This window comes from Streptomyces sp. NPDC058872, assembly GCF_042743065.1.
Lineage (GTDB): Bacteria > Actinomycetota > Actinomycetes > Streptomycetales > Streptomycetaceae > Streptomyces.
Genome location: NZ_JBHYMK010000017.1, coordinates 86631 through 108254, shown reverse-complemented (window position 1 = coordinate 108254; position 21624 = coordinate 86631). Strand labels below are relative to the sequence as shown.

23 protein-coding genes are annotated in these 21624 nt (G+C 71.2%); 4 read left to right on the top strand and 19 right to left on the bottom strand.

Annotation, left to right across the window (positions count from 1 at the left end; all coding sequences use genetic code 11):
* Positions 1-137: 137 nt before the first annotated feature.
* The gene (locus ACFW22_RS13745; protein ID WP_386402737.1) at positions 138-761 is read left to right on the top strand and encodes a GyrI-like domain-containing protein; all 624 of its coding nucleotides are present in this window, start codon (positions 138-140) and stop codon (positions 759-761) included.
* Positions 762-780: 19 nt separating this feature from the next.
* Here the strand turns inward: ACFW22_RS13745 and ACFW22_RS13740 are convergent, their stop codons facing one another.
* Both ACFW22_RS13740 and ACFW22_RS13735 read right to left on the bottom strand, forming a co-directional pair.
* Positions 781-1665: an IS982 family transposase gene (locus ACFW22_RS13740; RefSeq protein WP_386402734.1), complete on the bottom strand. Its 885-nt coding sequence runs from the start codon at positions 1663-1665 to the stop codon at positions 781-783.
* A 229-nt stretch (positions 1666-1894) separates the two neighbouring features.
* Positions 1895-2302, bottom strand: coding sequence for an FKBP-type peptidyl-prolyl cis-trans isomerase (locus tag ACFW22_RS13735; protein WP_386402731.1), 408 nt, complete (start codon positions 2300-2302; stop codon positions 1895-1897).
* A 436-nt stretch (positions 2303-2738) separates the two neighbouring features.
* On the opposite strand from ACFW22_RS13735, the gene fahA reads away from it, so the two are divergent.
* Positions 2739-3959 carry a fumarylacetoacetase gene (gene fahA / locus ACFW22_RS13730; protein WP_386402728.1) on the top strand — a complete coding sequence of 407 codons (1221 nt, stop codon included), beginning with the start codon at positions 2739-2741 and terminating at the stop codon, positions 3957-3959.
* Between the two features lie 48 nt (positions 3960-4007).
* Here the strand turns inward: fahA and ACFW22_RS13725 are convergent, their stop codons facing one another.
* Positions 4008-4892 carry an IS982 family transposase gene (locus tag ACFW22_RS13725; RefSeq protein ID WP_386402725.1) on the bottom strand — a complete coding sequence of 295 codons (885 nt, stop codon included), beginning with the start codon at positions 4890-4892 and terminating at the stop codon, positions 4008-4010.
* A 393-nt stretch (positions 4893-5285) separates the two neighbouring features.
* Between ACFW22_RS13725 and ACFW22_RS13720 the strand changes: the two genes are divergently transcribed.
* Together ACFW22_RS13720 and ACFW22_RS13715 are read left to right on the top strand one after the other, a co-directional pair.
* Complete coding sequence (locus ACFW22_RS13720; protein ID WP_386402722.1) at positions 5286-5537, top strand: DUF6400 family protein; 252 nt, start codon at positions 5286-5288, stop codon at positions 5535-5537.
* Positions 5521-5754, top strand: coding sequence for a hypothetical protein (locus tag ACFW22_RS13715; protein WP_386402719.1), 234 nt, complete (start codon positions 5521-5523; stop codon positions 5752-5754). Before ACFW22_RS13720 ends, ACFW22_RS13715 begins: the two co-directional genes overlap by 17 nt.
* Before the next feature lie 3 nt (positions 5755-5757).
* On the opposite strand, the gene hypE is transcribed toward ACFW22_RS13715, so the two are convergent.
* The 16 genes from hypE to ACFW22_RS13635 all read right to left on the bottom strand — a co-directional run bounded on the left by hypE (position 5758) and on the right by ACFW22_RS13635 (position 21354).
* Positions 5758-6831, bottom strand: a complete 1074-nt coding sequence (gene hypE, locus ACFW22_RS13710) for a hydrogenase expression/formation protein HypE (protein WP_386402831.1) — start codon at positions 6829-6831, stop codon at positions 5758-5760.
* A 4-nt stretch (positions 6832-6835) separates the two neighbouring features.
* Complete coding sequence (gene hypD / locus ACFW22_RS13705; RefSeq protein WP_386402716.1) at positions 6836-7990, bottom strand: hydrogenase formation protein HypD; 1155 nt, start codon at positions 7988-7990, stop codon at positions 6836-6838.
* Positions 7987-8307, bottom strand: coding sequence for a HypC/HybG/HupF family hydrogenase formation chaperone (locus ACFW22_RS13700; RefSeq protein ID WP_386402713.1), 321 nt, complete (start codon positions 8305-8307; stop codon positions 7987-7989). Before ACFW22_RS13700 ends, hypD begins: the two co-directional genes overlap by 4 nt.
* 25 nt (positions 8308-8332) lie before the next feature.
* The gene (gene hypF / locus ACFW22_RS13695; protein ID WP_386402710.1) at positions 8333-10750 is read right to left on the bottom strand and encodes a carbamoyltransferase HypF; all 2418 of its coding nucleotides are present in this window, start codon (positions 10748-10750) and stop codon (positions 8333-8335) included.
* Positions 10747-11442 (bottom strand): hydrogenase nickel incorporation protein HypB, encoded by a 696-nt coding sequence (gene hypB, locus ACFW22_RS13690; protein ID WP_386402707.1) that lies wholly within the window; start codon positions 11440-11442, stop codon positions 10747-10749. Before hypB ends, hypF begins: the two co-directional genes overlap by 4 nt.
* 2 nt (positions 11443-11444) lie before the next feature.
* The gene (locus ACFW22_RS13685) at positions 11445-11840 is read right to left on the bottom strand and encodes a hydrogenase maturation nickel metallochaperone HypA (protein ID WP_386402704.1); all 396 of its coding nucleotides are present in this window, start codon (positions 11838-11840) and stop codon (positions 11445-11447) included.
* Positions 11841-12009: 169 nt separating this feature from the next.
* Positions 12010-12138, bottom strand: coding sequence for a DUF6893 family small protein (locus ACFW22_RS13680; protein ID WP_386402701.1), 129 nt, complete (start codon positions 12136-12138; stop codon positions 12010-12012).
* Positions 12135-12650 carry a hydrogenase maturation protease gene (locus tag ACFW22_RS13675; protein ID WP_386402698.1) on the bottom strand — a complete coding sequence of 172 codons (516 nt, stop codon included), beginning with the start codon at positions 12648-12650 and terminating at the stop codon, positions 12135-12137. The genes ACFW22_RS13680 and ACFW22_RS13675 overlap by 4 nt, the downstream gene beginning before the upstream one ends.
* Entirely contained in the window at positions 12647-14044 is a 1398-nt protein-coding gene (locus ACFW22_RS13670; RefSeq protein ID WP_386402695.1) for a hypothetical protein, read from the bottom strand. Before ACFW22_RS13670 ends, ACFW22_RS13675 begins: the two co-directional genes overlap by 4 nt.
* Positions 14041-14679, bottom strand: coding sequence for a DUF6084 family protein (locus ACFW22_RS13665; protein ID WP_386402692.1), 639 nt, complete (start codon positions 14677-14679; stop codon positions 14041-14043). The genes ACFW22_RS13670 and ACFW22_RS13665 overlap by 4 nt, the downstream gene beginning before the upstream one ends.
* Positions 14676-15335 (bottom strand): DUF5947 family protein, encoded by a 660-nt coding sequence (locus tag ACFW22_RS13660; protein WP_386402689.1) that lies wholly within the window; start codon positions 15333-15335, stop codon positions 14676-14678. Before ACFW22_RS13660 ends, ACFW22_RS13665 begins: the two co-directional genes overlap by 4 nt.
* Positions 15332-15889: a hypothetical protein gene (locus ACFW22_RS13655; RefSeq protein ID WP_386402687.1), complete on the bottom strand. Its 558-nt coding sequence runs from the start codon at positions 15887-15889 to the stop codon at positions 15332-15334. The genes ACFW22_RS13660 and ACFW22_RS13655 overlap by 4 nt, the downstream gene beginning before the upstream one ends.
* On the bottom strand, positions 15886-17670 hold the full coding sequence (locus ACFW22_RS13650; protein ID WP_386402684.1) for a nickel-dependent hydrogenase large subunit: 1785 nt from the start codon (positions 17668-17670) through the stop codon (positions 15886-15888). The genes ACFW22_RS13655 and ACFW22_RS13650 overlap by 4 nt, the downstream gene beginning before the upstream one ends.
* A gap of 102 nt (positions 17671-17772) precedes the next feature.
* A complete protein-coding gene (locus tag ACFW22_RS13645; protein ID WP_386402682.1) occupies positions 17773-18855 on the bottom strand; it encodes a hydrogenase expression protein HypE in 1083 nt (360 codons plus the stop codon).
* Between the two features lie 56 nt (positions 18856-18911).
* Positions 18912-20624, bottom strand: coding sequence for a hydrogenase maturation protein (locus ACFW22_RS13640; protein WP_386402680.1), 1713 nt, complete (start codon positions 20622-20624; stop codon positions 18912-18914).
* A 496-nt stretch (positions 20625-21120) separates the two neighbouring features.
* On the bottom strand, positions 21121-21354 hold the full coding sequence (locus ACFW22_RS13635; protein ID WP_386402677.1) for a hypothetical protein: 234 nt from the start codon (positions 21352-21354) through the stop codon (positions 21121-21123).
* Between the last annotated feature and the right edge of the window lie 270 nt (positions 21355-21624).

The following is a 21624-nucleotide window of genomic DNA, read 5'->3' as shown; positions in this document are numbered from 1 at the left end:
CGTTCCGCATCCGATCGGAACCGGTCTCCCCCACCGCCCGTCACCGTCATCGACACCCCGTCTTCCCCCCGCCGAACCGCCCCGGTGGCCGTGGAAGAGCGGCACCGGAGGCGTGTCCCCCAGGAAGTGAGGCATCCATGGCGCCGTACGACGTCAAGCGGGAACGGAAGGAGTTCTACGCGCCCAAGAACACGGCGTGGGCCGTCGTGGACGTTCCCGAGCAACGGTTCATCGCCGTCGACGGCACGGGCAACCCCAACACGGCGCCCGCCTACGCCCACGCGGTCGAGGCCCTCTACGCGGTGGCCTACACCCTCAAGTTCACCGGCAAGCACACGGAGGGCGGCGATTTCGTCGTGGCCCCGCTCGAAGGGCTGTGGTGGGCGGACCGGCCCGAAGCCTTCACCAGCGGGGCCAAGGACACCTGGAGCTGGACCATGCTCATCAGCATGCCTCCCTGGATCACCGAGGAGGCGATCGAGGAGGCCAAGCAGACCGTGCTGGCCAAGAAGAAGGTCCCCGCGGTCTCCCGGCTCCGGTGCCTCACCCTCCACGAAGGCCCCAGCGCCCAGGTGCTGCACGTCGGCCCGTACGACGACGAGGCGCCCGTGCTGCACGAGCTCCACCACTCCTACCTCGACGCCCACGGGCTGCGCCCGTCGGGGGTGCATCACGAGATCTACCTCAACGATCCCCGCAGGACCGTCCCCGAGAAGTTGAGGACCGTCCTGCGCCAACCGGTCCAGGCCCTCGACCGCTAGATGAGTGAGTCCGATGTCTTCAGTGGTCGTAGGCGATCAGTGAGCGTTTGATTGGGGCACCGATGGTCCAGTTGTGCCAGATGCCGGCGGCGAGGGCGAGGAGTCGTTGGCCGGTGCGGGCGAAGACTCCGGCCGGGGTTCTGCCGCCGTGCTGTTCCAGGCTGAGCTGGCCTTTGAGGGTGTCGATGACGGCCTCGATCCATTGCCGGACCTGGGCGACCTTGCCGTGCCGGACCGGTTCGTCCTTACGATCCGGCCGCACGAGATGGGCTCCGAGCCGCTCGTTGACGAAGGTCTCGAACTCCTTCCCGGCAAAGCCCTTGTCGGCGAGGATCACCTGGCCCTGGCGGACGAGGTGGTGGTCGCGTTCCAGCAGCGCGGCCATCACCTCGCGTTCGCCGATCTTGGGGTTGGCCAGGCACCAGGTGACGGGCATGCCCTCGGCGGTGGTGACCAGGTAGAGCCGGAATCCCCAGAAGAAGCGGGAGTGGGAGCGGCAGTAGCCGTAGCCGCAGTGCCCGGCGAGGTCGGAGCGTTTGACGGTCTCGCGGGAGGCCGCGCAGGGCAGGGGGGTGGAGTCGATCAGCCGCAGGTCGTCGTGCCAGGTCGGGACCTGCCGGACCAGTGCCTCGATCACGTGGCTGATCAGCGGACCGGCGGCGTTGAGGCGCTTGTTGTAGGCGGACTGCTGGGGCAGGTAGCGGAAGAGGTGTCCCAGCCGGGCGTGGGCGAAGCGGATCCAGTGCCGGGCCGAGGGGAAGCCGAGCAGGACCTGGGCGACGGCCAGGCACAGCAGTTCGGCGTCCGTCAGTTTCGGGGGTCGCCCGATCCGGCGACGAGGGGCCACATGGTCGTCGATGAACACGTACAGTGCCGCCAGAAGGGCGTCCAGGTTTGTCTTCACACACTGACCAACGGGCGCCCTTCGCCATGGTCGCGACCAGCACGAACATCGGACTCACTCATCTAGGTCACACGGCCGCTCCGCTGCCGTGCCTGCCGCCGTCGCGCCCCGGAACGCTGCACTGCTCCTTGCCGGCTCGTCGCCGTCCCGCGGCGAAGCGCTCGGGCCCGCGGGGCCCCGGACCGTCATCGGTCGTCTCCTCCCGGGGAGGAGGAGACGACGGTCGACATCACGACGTGCTGCTCCACCCCGCCGTGCCCGCGTACGCATCCAGCAGGTCCACCACGAAGACCAGGGTCGAGCCCGCCGGGATCAACGGCGAGGGGGACTGCTTGCCGTAGCCCAGCCTCGGCGGAACGACGATCTCGCGCCGACCGCCGACCCTCATTCCCCTCACCCCCCGGTCCCATCCCTTGATGACCCTCCCACTGCCCAGGGCGAACTTGAACGGCTCACCACGGTCCCAGGAAGCGTCGAACTCCTTCCCGGATCCGAAGGCCACCCCGACGTAATGGACCCTGAGCACCATGCCCGGCTTCGCCTCGACCCCGTCGCCGACGACCAGGTCCCGAACGGTCAGCTCGGTGGGAGCCTCGCCCTCCGGAACCTCGACCCGGGGCTTCGTCGGTTCGCTCATTGCAGCCTCATCACTCTCCGCCGGAAGCCGTCGCACGGACCGGCCGGGCACCTGGGCCCTCCACGTGTCCCGTGAACACGCTACCGAGGACGGGGATTCCCCGAGTGCATCCCGTCCAGCGGTACGGACCGCCGCGGGGTCCGTACCGCCACTCGCCCCCGCAGCGGCCCCCGCCCGTAGGGTTCCCGTCCCTCTCCCACCGCGGCCCCCAACTCCCCTGGCAGTCACGATCGCTGCGGCACGGAGGGCGAGACGAACGGCATCGAAGGGCACGGATCCCCTGCCGGTGGCCTGCGGCCGGAGCCTCCGGAGTCCCGCGTTAGGGTGATCCGCAACTCGTTCACCACCTTCGGCATCTGCAGCACCGCCGAGCCACTGGAGGACCTGCCCACCCCGGCCCGCTGCCGTCGTCCGACCCGTCCGCACAGGAGGACCGTTGCCCACCCCCCGCAGCTGGCTCACCAGCGCCCATGGCTCACCGTTCGGTGTGCACAACCTGCCCTACGGCGTCTTCACCGCAGCCGACCGGCCCGGCCGTCGCCGGATCGGCGTACGGATCGGCGACTTCGTCCTCGACGCCGGGGCCGCCGCTCGCGCCGTCGGGGAAACCTCCGCCCTGCTCGACGCCGAAACCCTCAACCCCTTGATGGGCGCAGGCCGTCCGATATGGACCGGGGTACGGGCAGCGCTCACCCGCTGGCTCACCGAGGAGACCCACCGGGACGCGCTCACACCGCTGCTGCTCCCGCTCGCCGACGTCGAACTGCACCTGCCGTTCGAGGTCGCCGACTACGTCGACTTCTACGCCTCCGAACACCACGCCGCGAACCTCGGACGGATCCTGCGCCCCGGCAGCGAACCCCTCACCCCCAACTGGAAGCACGTGCCGATCGGCTACCACGGCCGCTCCGGCACCATCGTCGTCTCCGGCACCCCCGTCGTGCGCCCGCACGGCCAGCGCAAGACCCCTGCCGACGCCTCCCCCTCCTTCGGCCCCACCCGCCGCCTGGACATCGAGGCCGAGGTCGGTTTCGTCGTCGGCACCCCGTCCCGGCTCGGCACCCCCGTCCCCCAGGACCGCTTCCACGAGCACGTCTTCGGCGTCTGCCTGGTCAACGACTGGTCCGCCCGGGACATCCAGCCCTGGGAGTACATCCCCCTCGGGCCGTTCCTCAGCAAGTCCTTCACCACTTCGCTCTCCCCGTGGATCGTTCCGCTGGAGGCCCTGGAAGGCGCACGCATCACCCCGCCGGCCCGTGACGTCGCCCCCCTCCCGTACCTCGACGACCGCCGGCGCGAGCCCTGGGGCCTCGACCTCGCCATGGAGGTCCGGCTCAACGGCCACGTGATCTCTCGACCGCCGTTCGGTGCCATGTACTGGACCGCCGCCCAGCAGCTCGCCCACATGACCGTCAACGGCGCCTCCCTGCGCACCGGCGACTTCTTCGCCTCCGGCACCGTCAGCGGCCCCGAGCCGGACACCCGCGGCGCGCTCATCGAACTCACCTGGAACGGCGAGGAGCCCCTCAAGCTCCCCGACGGCAGCATCCGCACCTTCTTGGAGGACGGCGACGAGGTCACCATCACCGCCACCGCTCCCGGCCCGGACGGCACCACCGTGGGCTTCGGCGAGGTCACCGGCCGGATCACCCCGTAAGGCCGCTTTCCACACGGCCCGTTAGCTAGATGAGTGAGTCCGATGTCTTCAGTGGTCGTAGGCGATCAGTGAGCGTTTGATTGGGGCGCCGATGGTCCAGTTGTGCCAGATGCCGGCGGCGAGGGCGAGGAGTCGTTGGCCGGTGCGGGCGAAGACTCCGGCCGGGGTTCTGCCGCCGTGCTGTTCCAGGCTGAGCTGGCCTTTGAGGGTGTCGATGACGGCCTCGATCCATTGCCGGACCTGGGCGACCTTGCCGTGCCGGACCGGTTCGTCCTTGCGGTCCGGCCGCACGAGATGGGCTCCGAGCCGCTCGTTGACGAAGGTCTCGAACTCCTTCCCGGCAAAGCCCTTGTCGGCGAGGATCACCTGGCCCTGGCGGACGAGGTGGTGGTCGCGTTCCAGTAGCGCGGCCATCACCTCGCGTTCGCCGATCTTGGGGTTGGCCAGGCACCAGGTGACGGGCATGCCCTCGGCGGTGGTGACCAGGTAGAGGCGGAAGCCCCAGAAGAAGCGGGAGTGGGAGCGGCAGTAGCCGTAGCCGCAGTGCCCGGCGAGGTCGGAGCGTTTGACGGTCTCGCGGGAGGCCGCGCAGGGCAGGGGGGTGGAGTCGATCAGCCGCAGGTCGTCGTGCCAGGTCGGGACCTGCCGGGCCAGTGCCTCGATCACGTGGCTGATCAGCGGACCGGCGGCGTTGAGGCGCTTGTTGTAGGCGGACTGCTGGGGCAGGTAGCGGAAGAGGTGTCCCAGCCGGGCGTGGGCGAAGCGGATCCAGTGCCGGGCCGAGGGGAAGCCGAGCAGGACCTGGGCGACGGCCAGACACAGCAGTTCGGCGTCCGTCAGTTTCGGGGGTCGCCCGATCCGGCGACGAGGGGCCACATGGTCGTCGATGAACACGTACAGTGCCGCCAGAAGGGCGTCCAGGTTTGTCTTCACACACTGACCAACGGGCGCCCTTCGCCATGGTCGCGACCAGCACGAACATCGGACTCACTCATCTAGAGGAAGCGGATACGGCAGAACGGGCGGTCCTGCCGGCCCCGACCCCGGCGGGGCTTCGGGGTCGGGGCTCCCCCGTCGACCGGTTCGGCGCCGGACTTCCGAACGGTGAGATGCACCACAGCAGCGCGGAGCCCGGCGACCCGTCACGAGCCGTCCTCCGCGGCCCGTTCCCTTTTCCGGCCCCGCGTCACGGAGGTGTCGGCCCGCTCCCGTCCCCGCGCGGGCGTCCCCGTCCACGTGCCGGAAAGTGAATTCCGCCCTTTCATCCGCGGTGCGCGCTCTGGTACACGTGACCGATCCCCACCGTTTTACGTCGAAAGCGCTCCCATGAACCAGGACACCGATCACGACCTCGTCCCCTTCGCCATCGACCTCACCCGGGAAGAGGTCCGCCGACGGGCCGAGGTCGTGGCGGCACTGGGGCCCGACTGGGACCCGGTGGCCGTCCTGCGGGAGGAGCAGGCCGCACACGACCTGCTCTACTCGGGCCTGGACGAGGAACAACTGCGGATCCATTCCGCACTGGTGGCGGCGGGCGTGCTGCCGGGACGGGAGCCGGGCCGTGCGGCTTCCCGTTGACCCCCACGCCGACCGGGCCCGCCGCGCCTGGGTCGCCTGCCCGGGCTGCGACGACGCACGCGGCTGTGAGCCCTGCACGGAGCGCCGCAACTGTCCGGAGCACTGGCGCTACCTGATAGCCAACAAGGGGCCCAAGGTCCACCTGCAGTGCCCGAACTGCACCCACACATGGACCCTCGACACCGCCCGTGACCGCCGTCGCGGCCCGCGTGGCTGAGACTCAGCAGATGCGCGGCAGCTGCTCCCCGAGCGGCATGTCCACCACGCGCGTGCCTCCCAGGCCGGTGCGCGCGACCACCATGCCGGGATGCTCCTCGACGACCTCGCCGATCACGGTCGCCCCCGCGCCCAGCGGGTGCGCACGCATCGCGGCGAGCACGGCGTCGGCCCGTGGACGCGGGACGAAGGCCACCAGCTTCCCCTCGTTCGCCACGTACATCGGGTCGAGGCCGAGGATCGCGCAGGCATTGGCCACGGGGGCGGGCACGGGCACCGCACGCTCCTGGACGACGATGCCGGTGCCCGATGCCGCCGCGATCTCGTTGAGCGAGGCCGCGAGCCCCCCGCGTGTGGGGTCGCGCAGCACGTGCAGGTCGGGGGTGACCGCGAGCATCGCCTCGACCAGGCCGCCGAGCGGGGCGCAGTCGCTCTCGATCTCGACCCCGAACTCCAGGCCCTCGCGCACGCTCATGATCGCCACGCCGTGGACCCCGACGGAACCACTGACGATCACGACGTCTCCCGGTACGACGCGCTGGGGCCGCAGGTCGACGCCGGGCGGGATCAGACCGATGCCGGAGGTGTTGATGTACACGCCGTCGCCGTGGCCGGCCTCCACCACCTTGGTGTCGCCTGTGACCACCTGGACTCCCGCCGCACGGGCCGCCTCGCCGAGCGCACGGGCCACGCGGGTCACCACATCGGTCTCCACTCCCTCCTCCAGGATGAAGCCGCAGGAGAGGTAGGCGGCGCGGGCTCCGCTCATGGCCAGGTCGTTCACCGTGCCGTTGACGGCCAGGTCGCCGATGCTGCCTCCGGGGAAGAACAGGGGGCGCACGACGAAGGAGTCGGTGGAGAAGGCCACTCGGGCGCCGCCGAGTTCGACGGTCGCGGCGTCGGTGGTGGTCGAGAGCGCAGGACCGCCGAAGGCCGGCGCGAAGACGTGCTCGACCAGTTCGGCGGAGAGGGCGCCGCCCCCGCCGTGCCCCATCACCACGCGCGGCTGGTCGCGCAGCGGGGCGGGGCAGGTCCAGGCGAGCATGTCGGGCGCCGGTGCCCCGGGGGTGTCACGCATGAGTTCAGACAAGGGAACCGTCCTCCAGAGCCGGGGAGTTGGTCGTCGGGGACTGCGACGGCCGGGTGCCGAGGTCGAGCCGTCGGTAGAGGTAGTACGCGGCGCACGCACCCTCGCTGGAGACCATCGTGGCGCCCAGGGGGGAGCGGGGCGTGCACGTCGTGCCGAAGGCCTCGCACTCGTGCGGCTTCAGCAGCCCTTGGAGGACCTCGCCGCTGCGGCACTCCGACGGTTCGCGGGTGTCGATGCCCTCGACGCGGAACCGGCGCTCGGCATCGTAGTCGCGGTACCGCTCCGAGAGCCGCCAACCGCTGTCCGGGATGACGCCGATCCCGCGCCATGCACGGTCGGTGACCTCGAAGACGTCGTCCAGCATCGCCAGGGCTGCGGGATTGCCCTCGGGCAGGACCGCACGCGGATAGGCGTTGTCGACGGTGTGCTCCCCGCGTTCCAGTTGGAGCACGGTCCGGCGTACGCCTTCGAGGATGTCCAGGGGCTCGAACCCGGTGACGACGATCGGAACCCGGTGCCGTGCGGCCAGTTCGGGGTACTCCGCCGTCCCCATCACGCTGCACACGTGCCCCGCGGCCAGGAAGCCCTGGACGCGGCAGTCGGGGGAACGCATGATCGCCTCGATCGCCGGGGGGACCCGGACGTGGGAGACCAGCAGGCTGAAGTTGCGGATGCCGAGCCTGCGCGCTTGGTGGACCGTCATCGCGTTGGGCGGCGCAGTGGTCTCGAAACCGATGCCGAAGAAGACCACTTGGCGGTCCGGGTTCTGCTCGGCGATCCGCAGCGCGTCGAGCGGCGAGTAGACGACCCTGACGTCACCGCCCTGCCCGCGGACCTGGAACAGGTCACGGCCCGTCCCGGGAACCCTGAGCATGTCTCCGAACGAACAGAAGATCACGCCGGGACGGGAGGCGATCTCCAGTGCCTTGTCGATCACCTCGAGCGGCGTCACGCACACGGGACAGCCCGGTCCGTGAATCAACTCGACCTCGGGTGGCAGCAGTTGGTCGATGCCGTGTCGGATGATGGTGTGGGTCTGGCCTCCGCAGACCTCCATCAGCGCCCAGGGGCGGGTCACCGTCGCCCGGATCTCGTCGAGCAGCCGCCGGGCCAGCTCGGGGTCCTGGAACTCGTCGATGTACTTCACGGCCGCACCTCTCCGGCCACGCCCTCGTGCGCCGGCCGCTCGTTTCCCGTCGCTTCGGCTGCCGCTTCCCACGGATCGCCGAACTCCTCCTGGATCATGCCGAGGGTCTCGAACAACTCCAGCGTCTTCCTGGCCGACTCCTCGTCCAGGCGCTGCAGGGCGAACCCCACGTGGACGATGGCGTACTCGCCGGGTTTCAGGTCCGGCAGGTACTCCAGGCACACCTCCTTGACCACCCCGCCGAAGTCGACCGTGGCCATCCGGGTGCCGTCCCGGTCCTCGACGTCCAGCACTCTTCCGGGTACCGCCAGGCACATGGGTGTCTCCTCACTGTCGCTCTCGTCATGGCGAGCCGGGGGCCGCGCCGTCGGTGACCCGGGCGGCCACGACGAGCTGGCCGAGCGCCAGGCCTCCGTCGTTCGGCGGGACCAGGCGATGGCGCAGCACGGCGAATCCGTCCTTCCGCAACCCTTCGGCACAGGCCGTGGAGAGCACCGCATTGACGAACACTCCCCCGGTCAGCGCGACGGTCTCCACACCGGTCTCCTCCCGGGCGGCGGCACAGAGCGCGCGGACCAGTCGGGCCACGGCGTGGTGGAACCGTGCCGCGACGACGGCCGCCGGGGTCCCGTCGAGCACGTCGGCGGTGACCGCCGCCAGCAGGGGCGCGGGGTCCGCGGTGAGCGGGAGACCGGCCCGTCGCGGGCCGAACCGGAAGGCATAGCGTCCGTCCTCGGCAACGGCGGGGGCGCGCAGGGCCTCGGCTTCCAGCTCGATCGCGGCCTGCGCCTCGTATCCCGCGCGGTGGCAGACCCCGGCGAGGGAAGAGACGGCGTCGAAGAGGCGCCCCGTGCTGGACGTGGGCACGCAGTTCAACCCGCGCGCCAACTGCCTTTTCAATACCGAAAGTTCTTCTGAGCCACAAGCCGTCACACACGGCAGTGCGGGGTCGGCGTCGAGGCCCGCGGCCCACAGATGGGCCAGGGCCATGCGGTAGGGCCGCCGGACGGCCGCGTCGCCGCCCGGCAGGGGCACATAGGCGAGGTGCGCGAACCGCCGGAATCCCGCGTAGTCCGCGATCAGGACCTCGCCGCCCCACACCGCGCCGTCGGGACCGTAGCCGGTGCCGTCGAAGGCAACGCCGATCACCGGCCCCGTGCCGTCGAGGCCGTTCTCGGCCATCGCCGCCGCGACGTGCGCGTGATGGTGCTGCACGGGAACGACGGGCCGACCGGCGGAACGGTCCCTGGCCCAGCGGGCGGACCGGTAGGCGGGGTGGCGGTCCGCGGCGAGCAGACCGGGCCGTACGCCCGTGACGGACTCGAGCTGCTGCACGGCGGAACCGAGGGCGAGCTGGGTGGCGAGGTCGTCCATGTCGCCGATGTGGGCGGAGAGCCATGCCTGGCGTCCCGCACCGAGGCAGAAGGCGTTCTTCTGGTCCCCTCCGACGGCCAGCGCCGGAACGACCTCGACGGGCAGCGCCACCGGCAGCGGCGCATAGCCCCGGGAGCGGCGCAGCGTCAGCTGCTCCCCGTCGCAGACGCGGACGACGGAGTCGTCACAGGGCACGTGGATCGGCCGGTCGTGCAGGAGCCAGGCGTCCGCCAGCTCGCCGAGCCGGGTCAGTGCCTCCGCGTCGTCCGTGACGATGGGTTGGCCGGAGAGGTTGCCGCTGGTCATCACCAACAGTCGGGGCCCTTCCCGGTCCGTTGCGCCGAGGCCGAGGAGGAGGTGGTGCACGGGGGTGTAGGGGAGCATGAAACCCAGGTCGGGGCTGCCGGGGGCGACCTCCCGCGCCGGGGCGGCCCCCTGGCGCGGCCGGGCGTTCTCGCGGCGGCGCAGCAGGACGACGGGCCGGACGCCGCCGGTGAGGAGTTCGCGTTCGAGCGTGCCGAGGTGCACGAGGGGTTCGATGTCCGCGGGGTCCGCGGCCATCATCGCGAACGGCTTGTCACCGCGTGCTTTGCGGCGGCGCAGTTCGGCCACCGCATCGGGGTTGGTCGCGTCGCAGGCGAGGTGGTAGCCCCCCAGGCCCTTGACCGCGAGGATCGCGCCGGCCGTGAGCATCCGGCGTGCGACGGCGATCGGATCGCCGTCGGGGCGGCGGTCGGCCTTCGGGGCACCACCGGCAGGGGCCGGGCCCTCCGGTGCGGTGACCAGGCGCAGCCGGGGGCCGCACCGGGAGCAGGCGACGGGCTGTGCGTGGAAGCGCCGGTCGGTGGGGTCCGCGTACTCGCGTGCGCAGTCCGGACACATCGGGAAGCCGGCCATGGTGGTGTGGATCCGGTCGTACGGGAGGCTCGTGACGATCGTGAACCGCGGGCCGCAGTGGGTGCAGGTGATGAAGGGGTGCAGGTGCCGCCGGTCGAACGGGTCCGCGAGCTCTGCGAGGCAGTCGTCGCAGGTGGCGGTGTCCGGCGGGACGAGGGTGCGGACGGCGCCGCCCCGGTGGGAGGGCACGATCGTGAATCCGCTGCCGCCGCTGGCCGTCACCTCGGCCGTCTCGACGGACTCCACGCGGGCCAGGGGCGGGGCATCGGGGGCGAGGCGGGCGCAGAAGGCGGCGACGTCCTCGGGGGCGCCCTCGACCTCCGCGACGACGCCGTCCGCCGTGTTGGTGACGTGGCCGGACAGGTGCAGCCCGGTGGCGAGGGCGTGGACGAAGGGACGGAAGCCCACGCCCTGGACGACGCCGCGGACGACCACGCGGCTGCGCCGCGGGGTCGTGGCGGGTGCGGTTCCGGGGCGCGCCGTGGTCACGCGCCGGCCCGGGCCATGACCGGGGTGTGGACGCGGTTCCCCCCGGCCGCCGCGAGGGCCCGGTCGAGGAGCGCTCCGGCCCCCTGGCCGTCGCGGACCGAGCTGAGGACGACTTCGACGCCGGGGTTGACCTGTTCCACGTGGCCGCGGAAGGCCGTTTCGTCGAACTCCGCCGCTTCGGCCATGTCGGTCTTGGTGACGATCACCAGCTGGGCGAGGCCGAATGCGGTGGGGTACTTGAGCGGCTTGTCCTCCCCCTCGGTGACCGAGGCGAGCACCACGCGGAGCGATTCGCCCAGGTCGTAGCCGGCGGGGCAGACGAGGTTGCCGACGTTCTCGACGAACAGCAGGCGGGTGGACTCGGGCAACCAGTCGTGCAGGTGCCGGGCGACCATGTCGGCTTCCAGGTGGCAGAGGCCGTCGGTGAGCACCTGCTTGACGGGGGCGCCCGAGCGGGCCAGGCGGCGGGCGTCGTTCTCGGTGGCCAGGTCGGCGGTGAGCGCGGCGGCGCTGACGCCCCGGTCTCCGGCGAGCCGCAGTTCCCGCTCCAGCAGGGCGGTCTTGCCGCTTCCGGGGCTGGAGAGCAGGTTGACCACGGTGGTGCCGCGGGCGGTGAGTTCGGTGCGCAGGATCTGTGCCGCGGCCTCGTTCTTGGCGAGGACGGCACGTTGGAGATCGACTGCTCGGCACATGCTCAGCTCTCCTCGGTGGTGGCTCGGCGACGTTCTTCGCGCGCCGCCCCGGGGGAGGCCCAGCGGACCTCCCGGATCTGGAGTTCGCGGCCGGAGACCAGTTCGTCGGCTGCGGCGCCGCAGCCGGGGCAGAGCAGCAGCGGCGGCATGCCGACCGCCCAGACCTCGGCGCACGGTTGGCAGCGCGCGATGCCCGGGACGGTACGGGTGATCAGCTCGGCGCCCTCGACGACGGTTCCGGCGCAGGCGAGTTCGAAGCAGAAGGAGAGGGCGTCGGCGACGACGCCCGCCAGCTCGCCCACGTCGAGCTCGATGCTGCTGACGCCCGCGGCCCCGCGTGACCTGGCCGCGGTCTCGACCTGGTCGACGACGGCGACCGCGAGGGACATCTCGTGCATCGGTCTCCGTCCTGGGCGCGGGAGTGGGGCTCGGGCGCCATTAGAGGACGGGCAGTGGCGGGATCCCGCCCGGCGCGCCGGCGCCGCACGGCGGTGTCGTCCGTTCGGTGCAGCCGCTGGCGCGCCGGGCCGGGGAGCGTCGTCCCGTGGGCCGCTGCGCCGGGGGACGTCACATCCTGCTGATGCGCAGATAGCGCCGGAGATCGGGAAGGACCCCCACGACGACGGCCACGACGGCCAGGGCGATGGCGGCGCCGACGACGTTCCTGTACATGGTGCTCTCCGTTTCGGTGTTCATGCGACGGCTTCCTGGCGGACCAGTTCGGTCACCGTGCGCACGGCTTCGGGCACGGCAGCGGCGACCTGCGGGCTGAGTCCGATGCCTTCGTCGAGGCAGGCCGGTTCGCAGCCGACGACGAGGATCCGTCGTGGGGGCGCTGCGCCGGTTCCCGCGCACAGGGTGTCGAGCAGGGCGAGGACGGCGTCGGGCGTCATCCGGTGACCGTCCAGCGGTGCGGGCTCCGTGCCGCGGTCACCGGGCGCCGAGGCGTCGATCAGGTAGAGCGTGCCCGGTTCCCCGCCGCGCGCGGTGACGTCGACGAGGACGAGGGTGTCCCAGCCGTCGAGGAGTTCATAGGCGAGGTGGACGCCCCGGACTCCGACGTCGGCCAGTTCGACGGAGGCGGGGAGTTCCTCCCGGGTGAGCCTTCGCAGGGTCTCCACGCCGAAGCCGTCGTCGCCGAGGAAGACGTTGCCCACCCCGGCCACGAGGGTGCGGGGCGCCGGGGCGCCGGACGCGGGGGTGCTCATGCCTCCTCCCGGGCTTCGACCTCGTCGGGCTGGAAGTAGAGGAACCGGCCCTGTTCCCGGCGGACGTCGGCACCCGGATCGTCCTCCACGGTCACCGCGATGTGGATCCCGCCGTCGACGTCGTGGAGCACCGCCTCGACCAAGGCGCCGCGCCCGTCGAGGAACAGGTCCTGGGCGTCGGTGCGGCGCAGCCGTGGGCGCAGGACGACCCTGCTGCCGGCACGGACCGCACGTCCGTCGACGAGGACGTGATCGCTGCCCGGATCGACGCCGGTGTCGCCGCCCGGGTCCCACCAGGGCGTCTCCGGTTCGAGGACGTTGCCGGCCGGCTTCGGCGGCCCGGTGACGGTCCGCAGGCTGCGCACCGCGCCGTGCAGGCGTTCGAGGACCTCGGGCGGCATGGTGTCCGCGAGCTCGATCACCGCCGCTGCGCGGGCGTCGGTTCCCCTGGCCTCGCGCTTCTCCTCGTCGGTGAGGGCCGCCGTGCGCAGGGCCAGGATCTCGTCGATCTCGGTCGCGTCGTAGAGGGCGCCGGGGCTCTCGGGTGCGATGGCCGGGTGGTCTTCAAGGATGATCGGCGAGGAGAGCATCAGGTCGTCGTGGTCGGGTTCGCCGGCCAGGACCGGCCAGGTGCGCAGGTTGCGGCAGGCGGCGACGGCGCCCCCGGCCCATTCCGGCGGGTCGGTCATCGACAGGAACGACCCCTCGTCGAGGCGGAGCAGGACGTGCGTGGCGACGAGGGAGTGCGGGAGCACCGCGTGGCGGTCCGCGTCCTGTCCCGCGGTCCAGGTGCTGGTGTTCTCCACGGTGACCGAGAGGCGCTCGACGCGGTACGGTCCGTCGAGTTCGGTTGCCGAGATCCGTAGGGTGCCGCTGACCTCCTCGCGACGGCGCACGAGTCGGCCGAGGAGGCGTCCGTCGGGGTCGGTGACTTCCTCCACCTCCTCGGCTGCGGGGCGGGTGAAGGGCAGGACGGTGCCGTCGCCCCGTAGGTCGCCGACGGCGGCGACGAGGGTGACGCGTTCCTCGACGCCCTCGTCCCAGTCCACCAGGAGCCGGTCGGCCAGGTGGAGCTCGCCGGTCGGCGTGAAGGTCCCGTCCGGGCGGAGTTCCTCGACGGTGCGTCGCTGGGCGCGCAGGAAGCGGAGCTCCACGGCGAGTTCGGCGCCGGTCCTCGGCTCCATCAGGCACTCGGTGAGCTGGAGGTCGTGTTCTTCGGTGGCGGCGCTCCAGGACGGGGGCACCAGGACCCCGAACTGCCAGCGGAGCCGGTTCTTCGCGGCGGACGCGCGGTACGGGTAGAGGACGTACCCCTCGAAGAGGACGGTGTCGGCGACGTGCCGGGCGACGGCGAACCGGGCCTCGGTGCCGGCGGTGAAGGCGGCTGTGGTCATCGTGTCCCCTCCCCCGCCGCTTCGAGCAGGGACTCGACGGTGGCCTCCCAGGACGGGAGGGCCCGACGTGATCGGTAGGCGAGCAGGGCGTCCAACGCACTGCCGGAGAGCCGAACCCATCCACAGCCGGGGAAGTGCTGGTCGATCATCTCCCTCCACACCTTCACGGGCATGCGGTGGGAGACCTCCTTGTCCCAGGGAACGGGCTCGACATGGAAGCCGCCCGCGCCGGTGAAGGCGGTGCCGGAGAACAGCAGCAGGAGCGGGACGTCCCCGTCGGAGAGCGCCCGGAAGTAGCGGGAGGCGGCGATGTCGGTGTCATAGGTGCACGGCACGACGAGGTCGGTCTCGATCTCGTCGGTGAAGCCGGGCACCATGACGGAGGCCTGGGCGAATTGGACCGGGTTGAGGCTGCTGCCCCACCGGGAGCGTTCTCCGAAGAGGTCGCCCAGGGCCTCGGCCTCCTGGTCGTCGTAGCCGCGCCGGGCGGGTTCGATGCGGATCTGGCAGCGCAGGGCCATGGCGTGGACCCGGGTGCCGCCGCCGGCGGTGATCCGGAGCCGGAACACCAGCGTGGGCCCGGCCGCATGGGCGTCGGCACGGACCTCGGTGCAGTGGAAGGAGAATTCGGTCACGGTCTGCTCCCCTGTGACTCCCGGGCCAGGCCGCGGACATGGGCGAAGAGGGCGTCGAGGTCGGCTCGTGCCTCGGCCCCTCCGTCGAAGCCCTGCCAGTGCAGTCGCATGCGGCCCACGAGTTCGTAGCAGAGGTCGATCGGGACGAGGAAGCACTCGGTGCGGCCTTGGTGACGGCGCAACAGCAGGGCTTCCACGTCGGGTTCGAGGCGGGCGGCGAGCCGAGTGGCGTCGAGGACGGACCGCCAGGCCTCTTCGTCCGGTTCGCTCTCGGTGGCTCCGGCGGGGCTCGGGTAGAGCACCACCGGTCGGTCGAGGGTCGAGTTGTGGAAGAAGAACGCCACCGAGACCGGGATGCGCAGGGACTCCCACGCCCGGTCGTCGATCCGGTGGTCGGGGTCGCTCAGGAAGCGTCCGGGGACCGCACGGAATCTTCCGGGGGAGGCGGCGGAGCGGTCCATGAGCTGTGCGCAGGGGCCGCAGGCACAGACCAGGGCCCGTCGGTCCGTGTCGACGAGGTGTGGATGGCGCTGCTCGGCCGCCAGCGCGGCGCCGCAGAGTTCGCAGCGCTCCTCGCGGGGCGGGCGGGGGGTGGTGAACCGGCGCAGTCCGGTGGGTCCCGGGGGCCGCACGGTGCCGCTCGGCGGCCCGATCACAGGGCGGCCGATGAGCGACCGCCCGTGGGCGCGGACGACGGACGGGTTCCGATCTGGAGCAGCACCGGTTCGCGCGGGGCCCCGCTTTCGAGCTCCACCTCGGTGACCTCGGGTGCGAAGCAGGCCAGGGCGTCGACGGCCGCCTGCCGGAGGGACTCCCGTGTGCCGGAGCAGCCGCAGCCGGTCGAGGCGGTGACGCGCAGCCGCAGCGTGCCCGTCGACGGGTCGAATCCGACGTTCTCCACGGGCTGCGGCAGGGCGGAGAGGGCGCGGTCGATGCGGGTGGGCGCGTCCTCCGGATGCAGTCCGTGCAGGTTGAGGAGGCTCGCCACGAGGTCGTCCGCGAGCAGCGGACCGAGCGGATCGGCGGGCGGACGGGTGGCGGGACGGCCGAGGAGGTCGAGGACCCGGGCGATGCCGCTGCCGTAGAACTCCATGAGGACGCGCACCACTTCCTCCGCCGCAGCACAGGCTTGGGCGTCGCCGTTCTCCGCCAGCCGGTCCAGGACCTCTTCGACGCGCCGGCCCGCCTGCTCGGCGGTGGTCGCGCTCACCCGGCCAGGCCGCTCAGGCCGGTGGGCACGTGCATCTGCTTCACGGTCTTGCCGTTGCCCGTGTACATGTGGACGCCGCACGGCAGGCAGGGGTCGAAGCTGCGCACGGCGCGCATGATGTCGATGCCCTTGAAGTTCTCGGGCGGGTTCTCCTCGAAGATCGGGGTGTTCTGCACGGCGTCCTCGTACGGGCCGGGGGTCCCGAACGTGTCCCGCGTGGAGGCGTTCCACGGCGTCGGCGGGTAGGGGTGGTAGTTGGCGATCTTGCCGTCCCTGATCACCATGTGGTGCGAGAGGACGCCCCGTACGGCCTCGGTGAACCCGACCCCGATGGACTCGTCCGGCACGTCGAACTTCTCCCAGGTCTGCGTGCGTCCGGCGCGCACCTCCTCCAGTCCCTTCTCGGCGCAGTGCAGGGCCACGGCGGCGGCGTACGCCTGGAAGTAGGTGCGGGCGCGGTTGCGCTCCAGGGCGTTGCTCCACTGCGGGATCTTCCACTCGAAGGTGGTCTCCGGTTTGGTCATCGTGCGGGGGAGGTTGATGACGACGCTGTGTCCGGTGGCCTTGATGTAGCCGATGTCGACGAGGCCGGAGAGTGCGGTGGACCACAGGCGTGCGAGGGGGCCGCCGCCGGTGTCGAGTGCCAGGTGGTCCTTGCCGTCGAACCAGCGCGGGGACATGACCCAGCTGTACTTGTCGTCGAAGTTCCGCTTCTGCGGGGACGGAATGGTGTGCTGGTTCCAGGGGTGGCGCGGGTCGACCGGGTTGCCGAGCGGATCGTGGGTGACGAACTGCTCCTGCCCCTGCCAGTCCTCGTAGTACGAGCTGCCGAGCAGGATGCGGATGCCGAGGTTGATCTCGGTGAGGTCATTGGTGACCAGTTTGCCGTCGACGACCACGCCGGGGGTGACGAACATCCGCCGACCCCAGTCGGTCATGTTGGCGTAGGTGAAGTCGCAGTGTTCGGGGTCGTTGAGCGCGCCCCAGCAGCCGAGCAGGACGCGGCGGCGGCCGACCTCCTCGTAGCCGGGCAGGGCTTCGTAGAAGAAGTCGAAGAGGTCGTCGTGGAGCGGGACGACCCGCTTCATGAACTCCACGTAGCGCATGAGGCGGCTCATGTAGTCGGTGAACAGCTGCACGGACGCGACCGTGCCGACACCACCGGGGTAGAGCGTGGAGGGGTGGACGTGTCGTCCCTCCATCAGGCAGAACATCTCCCGGGTGTAGCGGCTGACCTGGAGCGCCTCGCGGTAGAACTCGCCCTCGAGGGGGTTGAGGGAGCGCATGATGTCGGCGATCGTGCGGTATCCGTGCTCAGCGGCGTGCGGCGCCTCGGTGCGTTCGGCCAGCTCCAGGACCCCGGGGTTGGTCTCGCGGACCATCTTCTCGCAGTAGTCGACCCCGACCAGGTTCTCCTGGAAGATGTTGTGGTCGAACATGTACTCCGCTGACTCGCCGAGGTTGATGACCCATTCGCCGAGGTGCGGGGGCTTCACGCCGTACGCCATGTTCTGCGCGTACACGGAGCAGGTGGCGTGGTTGTCACCGCAGATGCCGCAGATGCGGCTGGTGATGAAGTGCGCGTCGCGGGGGTCCTTGCCCCGCATGAAGACGCTGTAGCCGCGGAAGACGGAGGACGTGCTGTAGCACTCCGCGACGCGCTTCTGCTTGAAGTCGATCTTCGTGTGGATGCCGAGGCTGCCCACGATCCGGGTGATGGGGTCCCAGGCCATCTCCACCAGTCCGGAGCCGTCACCCGTCGTCTTCGCCGGAGATGCCATGGTCGTTGCAGTGCCCTTCGTCAGCTCTTCGACTTCGCGAACAGTGGAGTGGATGGGAGGGTGGTGCGGGGGGTGGTGCGGGGGGGTGCGATGGCGTCACCGTCACCAGGGCGGCCGGTAGCCGGTGGTGATGCGCTCGCCGGTGTGCCGCCACTTCGGCTCCTTGTCCACGGTCTTGGCCGTGATGGTCCGCAGGCGGCGGATGACGGAGCCGTACACGCCGCTGGCGGTGCTGGAGACCTTGCCGCCGGGGGGTTCGTCCATGAACGGCATGAACTTGTCCGGGAATCCGGGCATGGTGCACGCGATGCAGATGCCGCCGACGTTCGGACAGCCGCCGACGCCGTTGATCCAGCCGCGCTTGGGAACGTTGCACTTGACGACCGGTCCCCAGCACCCCAGCTTGACCAGGCACGTGGGCGAGTCGTACGTCGAGGCGAACTGGCCCTGCTCGTAGTAACCGGCCCGGTCGCAGCCCTCGTGCACCGTCGCCCCGAACAGCCAGGTCGGACGGAGCTTGTCGTCCAGTGGAATCATGGGGGCGGAGCCGGCCGCCTGGTAGAGCAGGTAGGTCAGCGTCTCCGCGAAGTTGTCCGGCTGGATCGGGCAGCCGGGCACGCACACGATGGGGATGCCTGCGTGCGACTTCCAGTCCCAGCCCAGGTAGTCGGGAAGCCCCATCGCACCGGTCGGGTTGCCCGCCATGGCGTGGATGCCGCCGTACGTGGCGCAGGTGCCGATCGCGACCACCGCGAGCGCCTTGGGCGCCAACCGGTCGATCCATTCGCTCGTGGTGATGGGCTGGCCGGTCTCCGGGTCGTCGCCGAAGCCGCTCCAGTAGCCCTCCTGCTTGATGGCCTCGTTGGGGATCGACCCCTCCACGACCAGTACGAACGGGTCGATCTCCCCCCGCTCGCCCTTGAAGAACCACTCGATGAACGTGTCGGCTCCGCCCACCGGGCCGCACTCGAAGTCGATCAGTGGCCAGTGGACCGCGATCCTGGGCAGCCCCGGCAGCCCCGCGAGGGCGATCTCCTCGATGCTGGGCTGCATGGCGGCGGTCAGGGCCACCGAGTCGCCGTCGCAGCTCAGACCCGCGTTGATCCAGAGGATGTGGATCGGCTTCTCTTCGCTGCCGGGTGCGGCAGCCCGGTCCTCGGCCGGGGCCGGCTTTGCTGCGTTCATGAGTCGCCTCCTGAGGAGGGGTGGGGCGAAGGCCCCGTTCCGGGCCTAGGTCTTGCTTAACAGTCGACCGATCCGTCCGCGCCCGCACCTGGGCCGTCCGGGGACGACGGCCGGAGGGCCTCCTTCCGGACGAAGGAGCGGCGCAGCGCGTGATAGCTCGCGGCGGGGTCGTCGAAGGTCCGCCGCATCCGGGAGAGCTCCTGCTCGCGGTGGGCCGCAAGGGGCGCGACGGATTCCAGGCGCTCGTGCTCCGCCTTCTTGGCCGCGATGCGGGGCTGAAGACGGTCGTGGGAGGCCAGGTGGAGGGCCAATCGGGTGATTTCGTCGGCGAACTCCCCCGGTCCGCAGTCGATGACCCGGTCGACCAGCCCCATGGCGAGCGAGGCCTTCGCGGACACCGGCCGGGCCTCGTCGAGGAGCCGCGCGGCCAGCGTCCCGCCCACCTTTCCGGGCAGGGTGCGGGTCCAGTACTCCGATCCGTACAGGCCCATGCGCCGGTAGTGCGGATTGAGCACCGCACCCGATCGGCACCAGACCTCGTCGGCGGCCAGCGCGAGCATCACCCCGCCCGCGGCGGCATTGCCGCCGAGCGCGCTGATGACGAGGCGGTCGGTCGTGGTGAGGACCGCCTCCACCAGGTCGTTGAGGGCGTTGATGTTGGCCCAGGACTCCGCTGCCGGGTCGGCCGCCGCCTCGATGACGTTCAGGTGGATGCCGTTGGAGAAGAAGTCGCGCTGTCCGCCGAGCACCAGGACGGAGGTGGGGCGGGCGAGGGCGGTCTCGTACGCGCCCCGCAGGCGACGGCACTGGTCGGTGCCCATCGCCCCGCCGGGAAAGGCGAAGGACAGGATTCCGACCGGTCCCCGCTCGTGGTAACGGATGTCGGACCAGGTGCGGTTGCCGGGCTCCGTCCAGCGTCCGGGGTCCGGGGGTGCCGGACGTTCGGGGAGCTCCGGAAGCCGACCCGCGAGGGCCAGTGTGGCGGGGAGCTTGCAGGCGCGGGGCCGGCCGGGGCCCGTGCGGGCACGGAGTTCGGGGATCCACACCGCGCCGTCCACGGTGGCGCGGCAGACCGCGCCCGCACGGGTGGCGAGCAGTCGGCCGGGCTGCCCGCGCAGGCCGTCCTCGGGGTGGCCGCCGTGCAGGAACCACTCGGCGCCGAGCAGCCGGTCACGCACACCGGGCTGCGAGTCGGCGGCCCGCAGGGTGCGCAGGACCGTCTCGGTGGTGTCCTCGGCCCATGAGATCCGGCGCGCTTCCTGGCGGAGGGCGGGGCGGACGCGGATCTCGCCGTTCTGGGGACGCGGCGCCGCGCCGGCGGCGACCCGCTCGACGGCGAGGAGCACGGCGGCGACGGCGGCGTCGGCCAGCTCGTTGCGGTACAGGTCGCTCTTGCCGACCTCCGGGACGCGGAAGGCGACGGACGACCAGACGTCGCCCGCGTCCATCTCCTCGTCGGCCTGGAGGACGGTGACGCCCCACTCGTCGGCCCCGTCATGCATCGCATGGTCCAGGGAGGACGGCCCCCGGTCGCCCACGGGCCCCGGGTGCACGATGAGGCAGCGGTGCGCCGTCCACACGTCCCGGGGCACGACGGCCTTCAGCATGGGGGCGACGACCAGGTCGGGCGCACGGCGCACCACGGCCTCGCGCACGGCGTCCCCGTCGGGGGTGACCTCCACGGAAACGGCGTGCCCCCGGTCGCCCAGCTCGACCAGGACGCGCTGGGTGAGGCTGTTGAAGCTGCTGGCAATGAGCAGGATGCGCACGGATGACCCCTCCGAGTCGTGGTGGACGGTACCGACCCAAAAACCTCAGCCCACCGACCGCCTGCGATCCTCGGTCACGTCGGGCGGGTGGGAAGCGCAGCGGAGCCCGTACCTCACCCGTACGAGGCGCGTGTCCGACCGATTGGCGGGGGAACCACGGCCCCTGGGGTCCGGGAGCCCGCTCTCGACGGACCCCAGGGCTGCACGGGACCCGGAGGTCCGGGCCCGACGCCCATCGGGCGGGGCGCTCGGACGGGCTCGTGCTTCCGGGAAACCGACGGTCCGATCGCCCACGCCCCGTCCGCCGTCCGGCTGGTCCCGTTCCCCGGCGGAGGGGCGTCGCCGGCGTGTGGCGGACGGGGCTTCCCCCTCGTGCCTGCACAACGCCGAACGGCCCGTCCTCGCGTACGAGGACGGGCCGTTCGGCACAGGCCGTGCGCGGGCACGGGATGCGCAGGTCTTATCGAGCGGTGCCCGGTGCCGTTGTGACCGTGGGTCAGTGGGCGCCGAGGTAGGAGAACTCCGCGCCCTTCTCCCAACCCATGTCCGAGCAGGAGCCGGTGAAGATCGTTCCGTACACGGACGGAACGCCGCTCACCGCGCAGTGCGAAGTGAAGCCGGCGCCACCGCCGTCGAAGCTCCCGATCCCGACTCCGTCGTTGGCGAGCGCAGCACTCGCACCGCCCAGAAGGATGCCCACGGCCAGGACAGACGCGGCCAGAGAACGCATGACTACTCCTCGAACTCGTTGTATCGACGTGCCGAAAGTGCCCGTCGGGCAGTCCAACGGCACGGGAAACGAGGGGACACGGCACCTCACTCCAATGTCGGACAACTGATCGCGGGCCGCACAAATGCAGAAACGATGCCTCCTGCTGTTTTCCGCTTCGGCTTGCCCGAGCACCCCTTCACCCTGATGCCGGAGAGGAACCCGAGCGGTTCTCCCCCGACGAACGGACCGGGTCACGACGGAAACCTCGCGGGGGCGCCCGGCGCGACG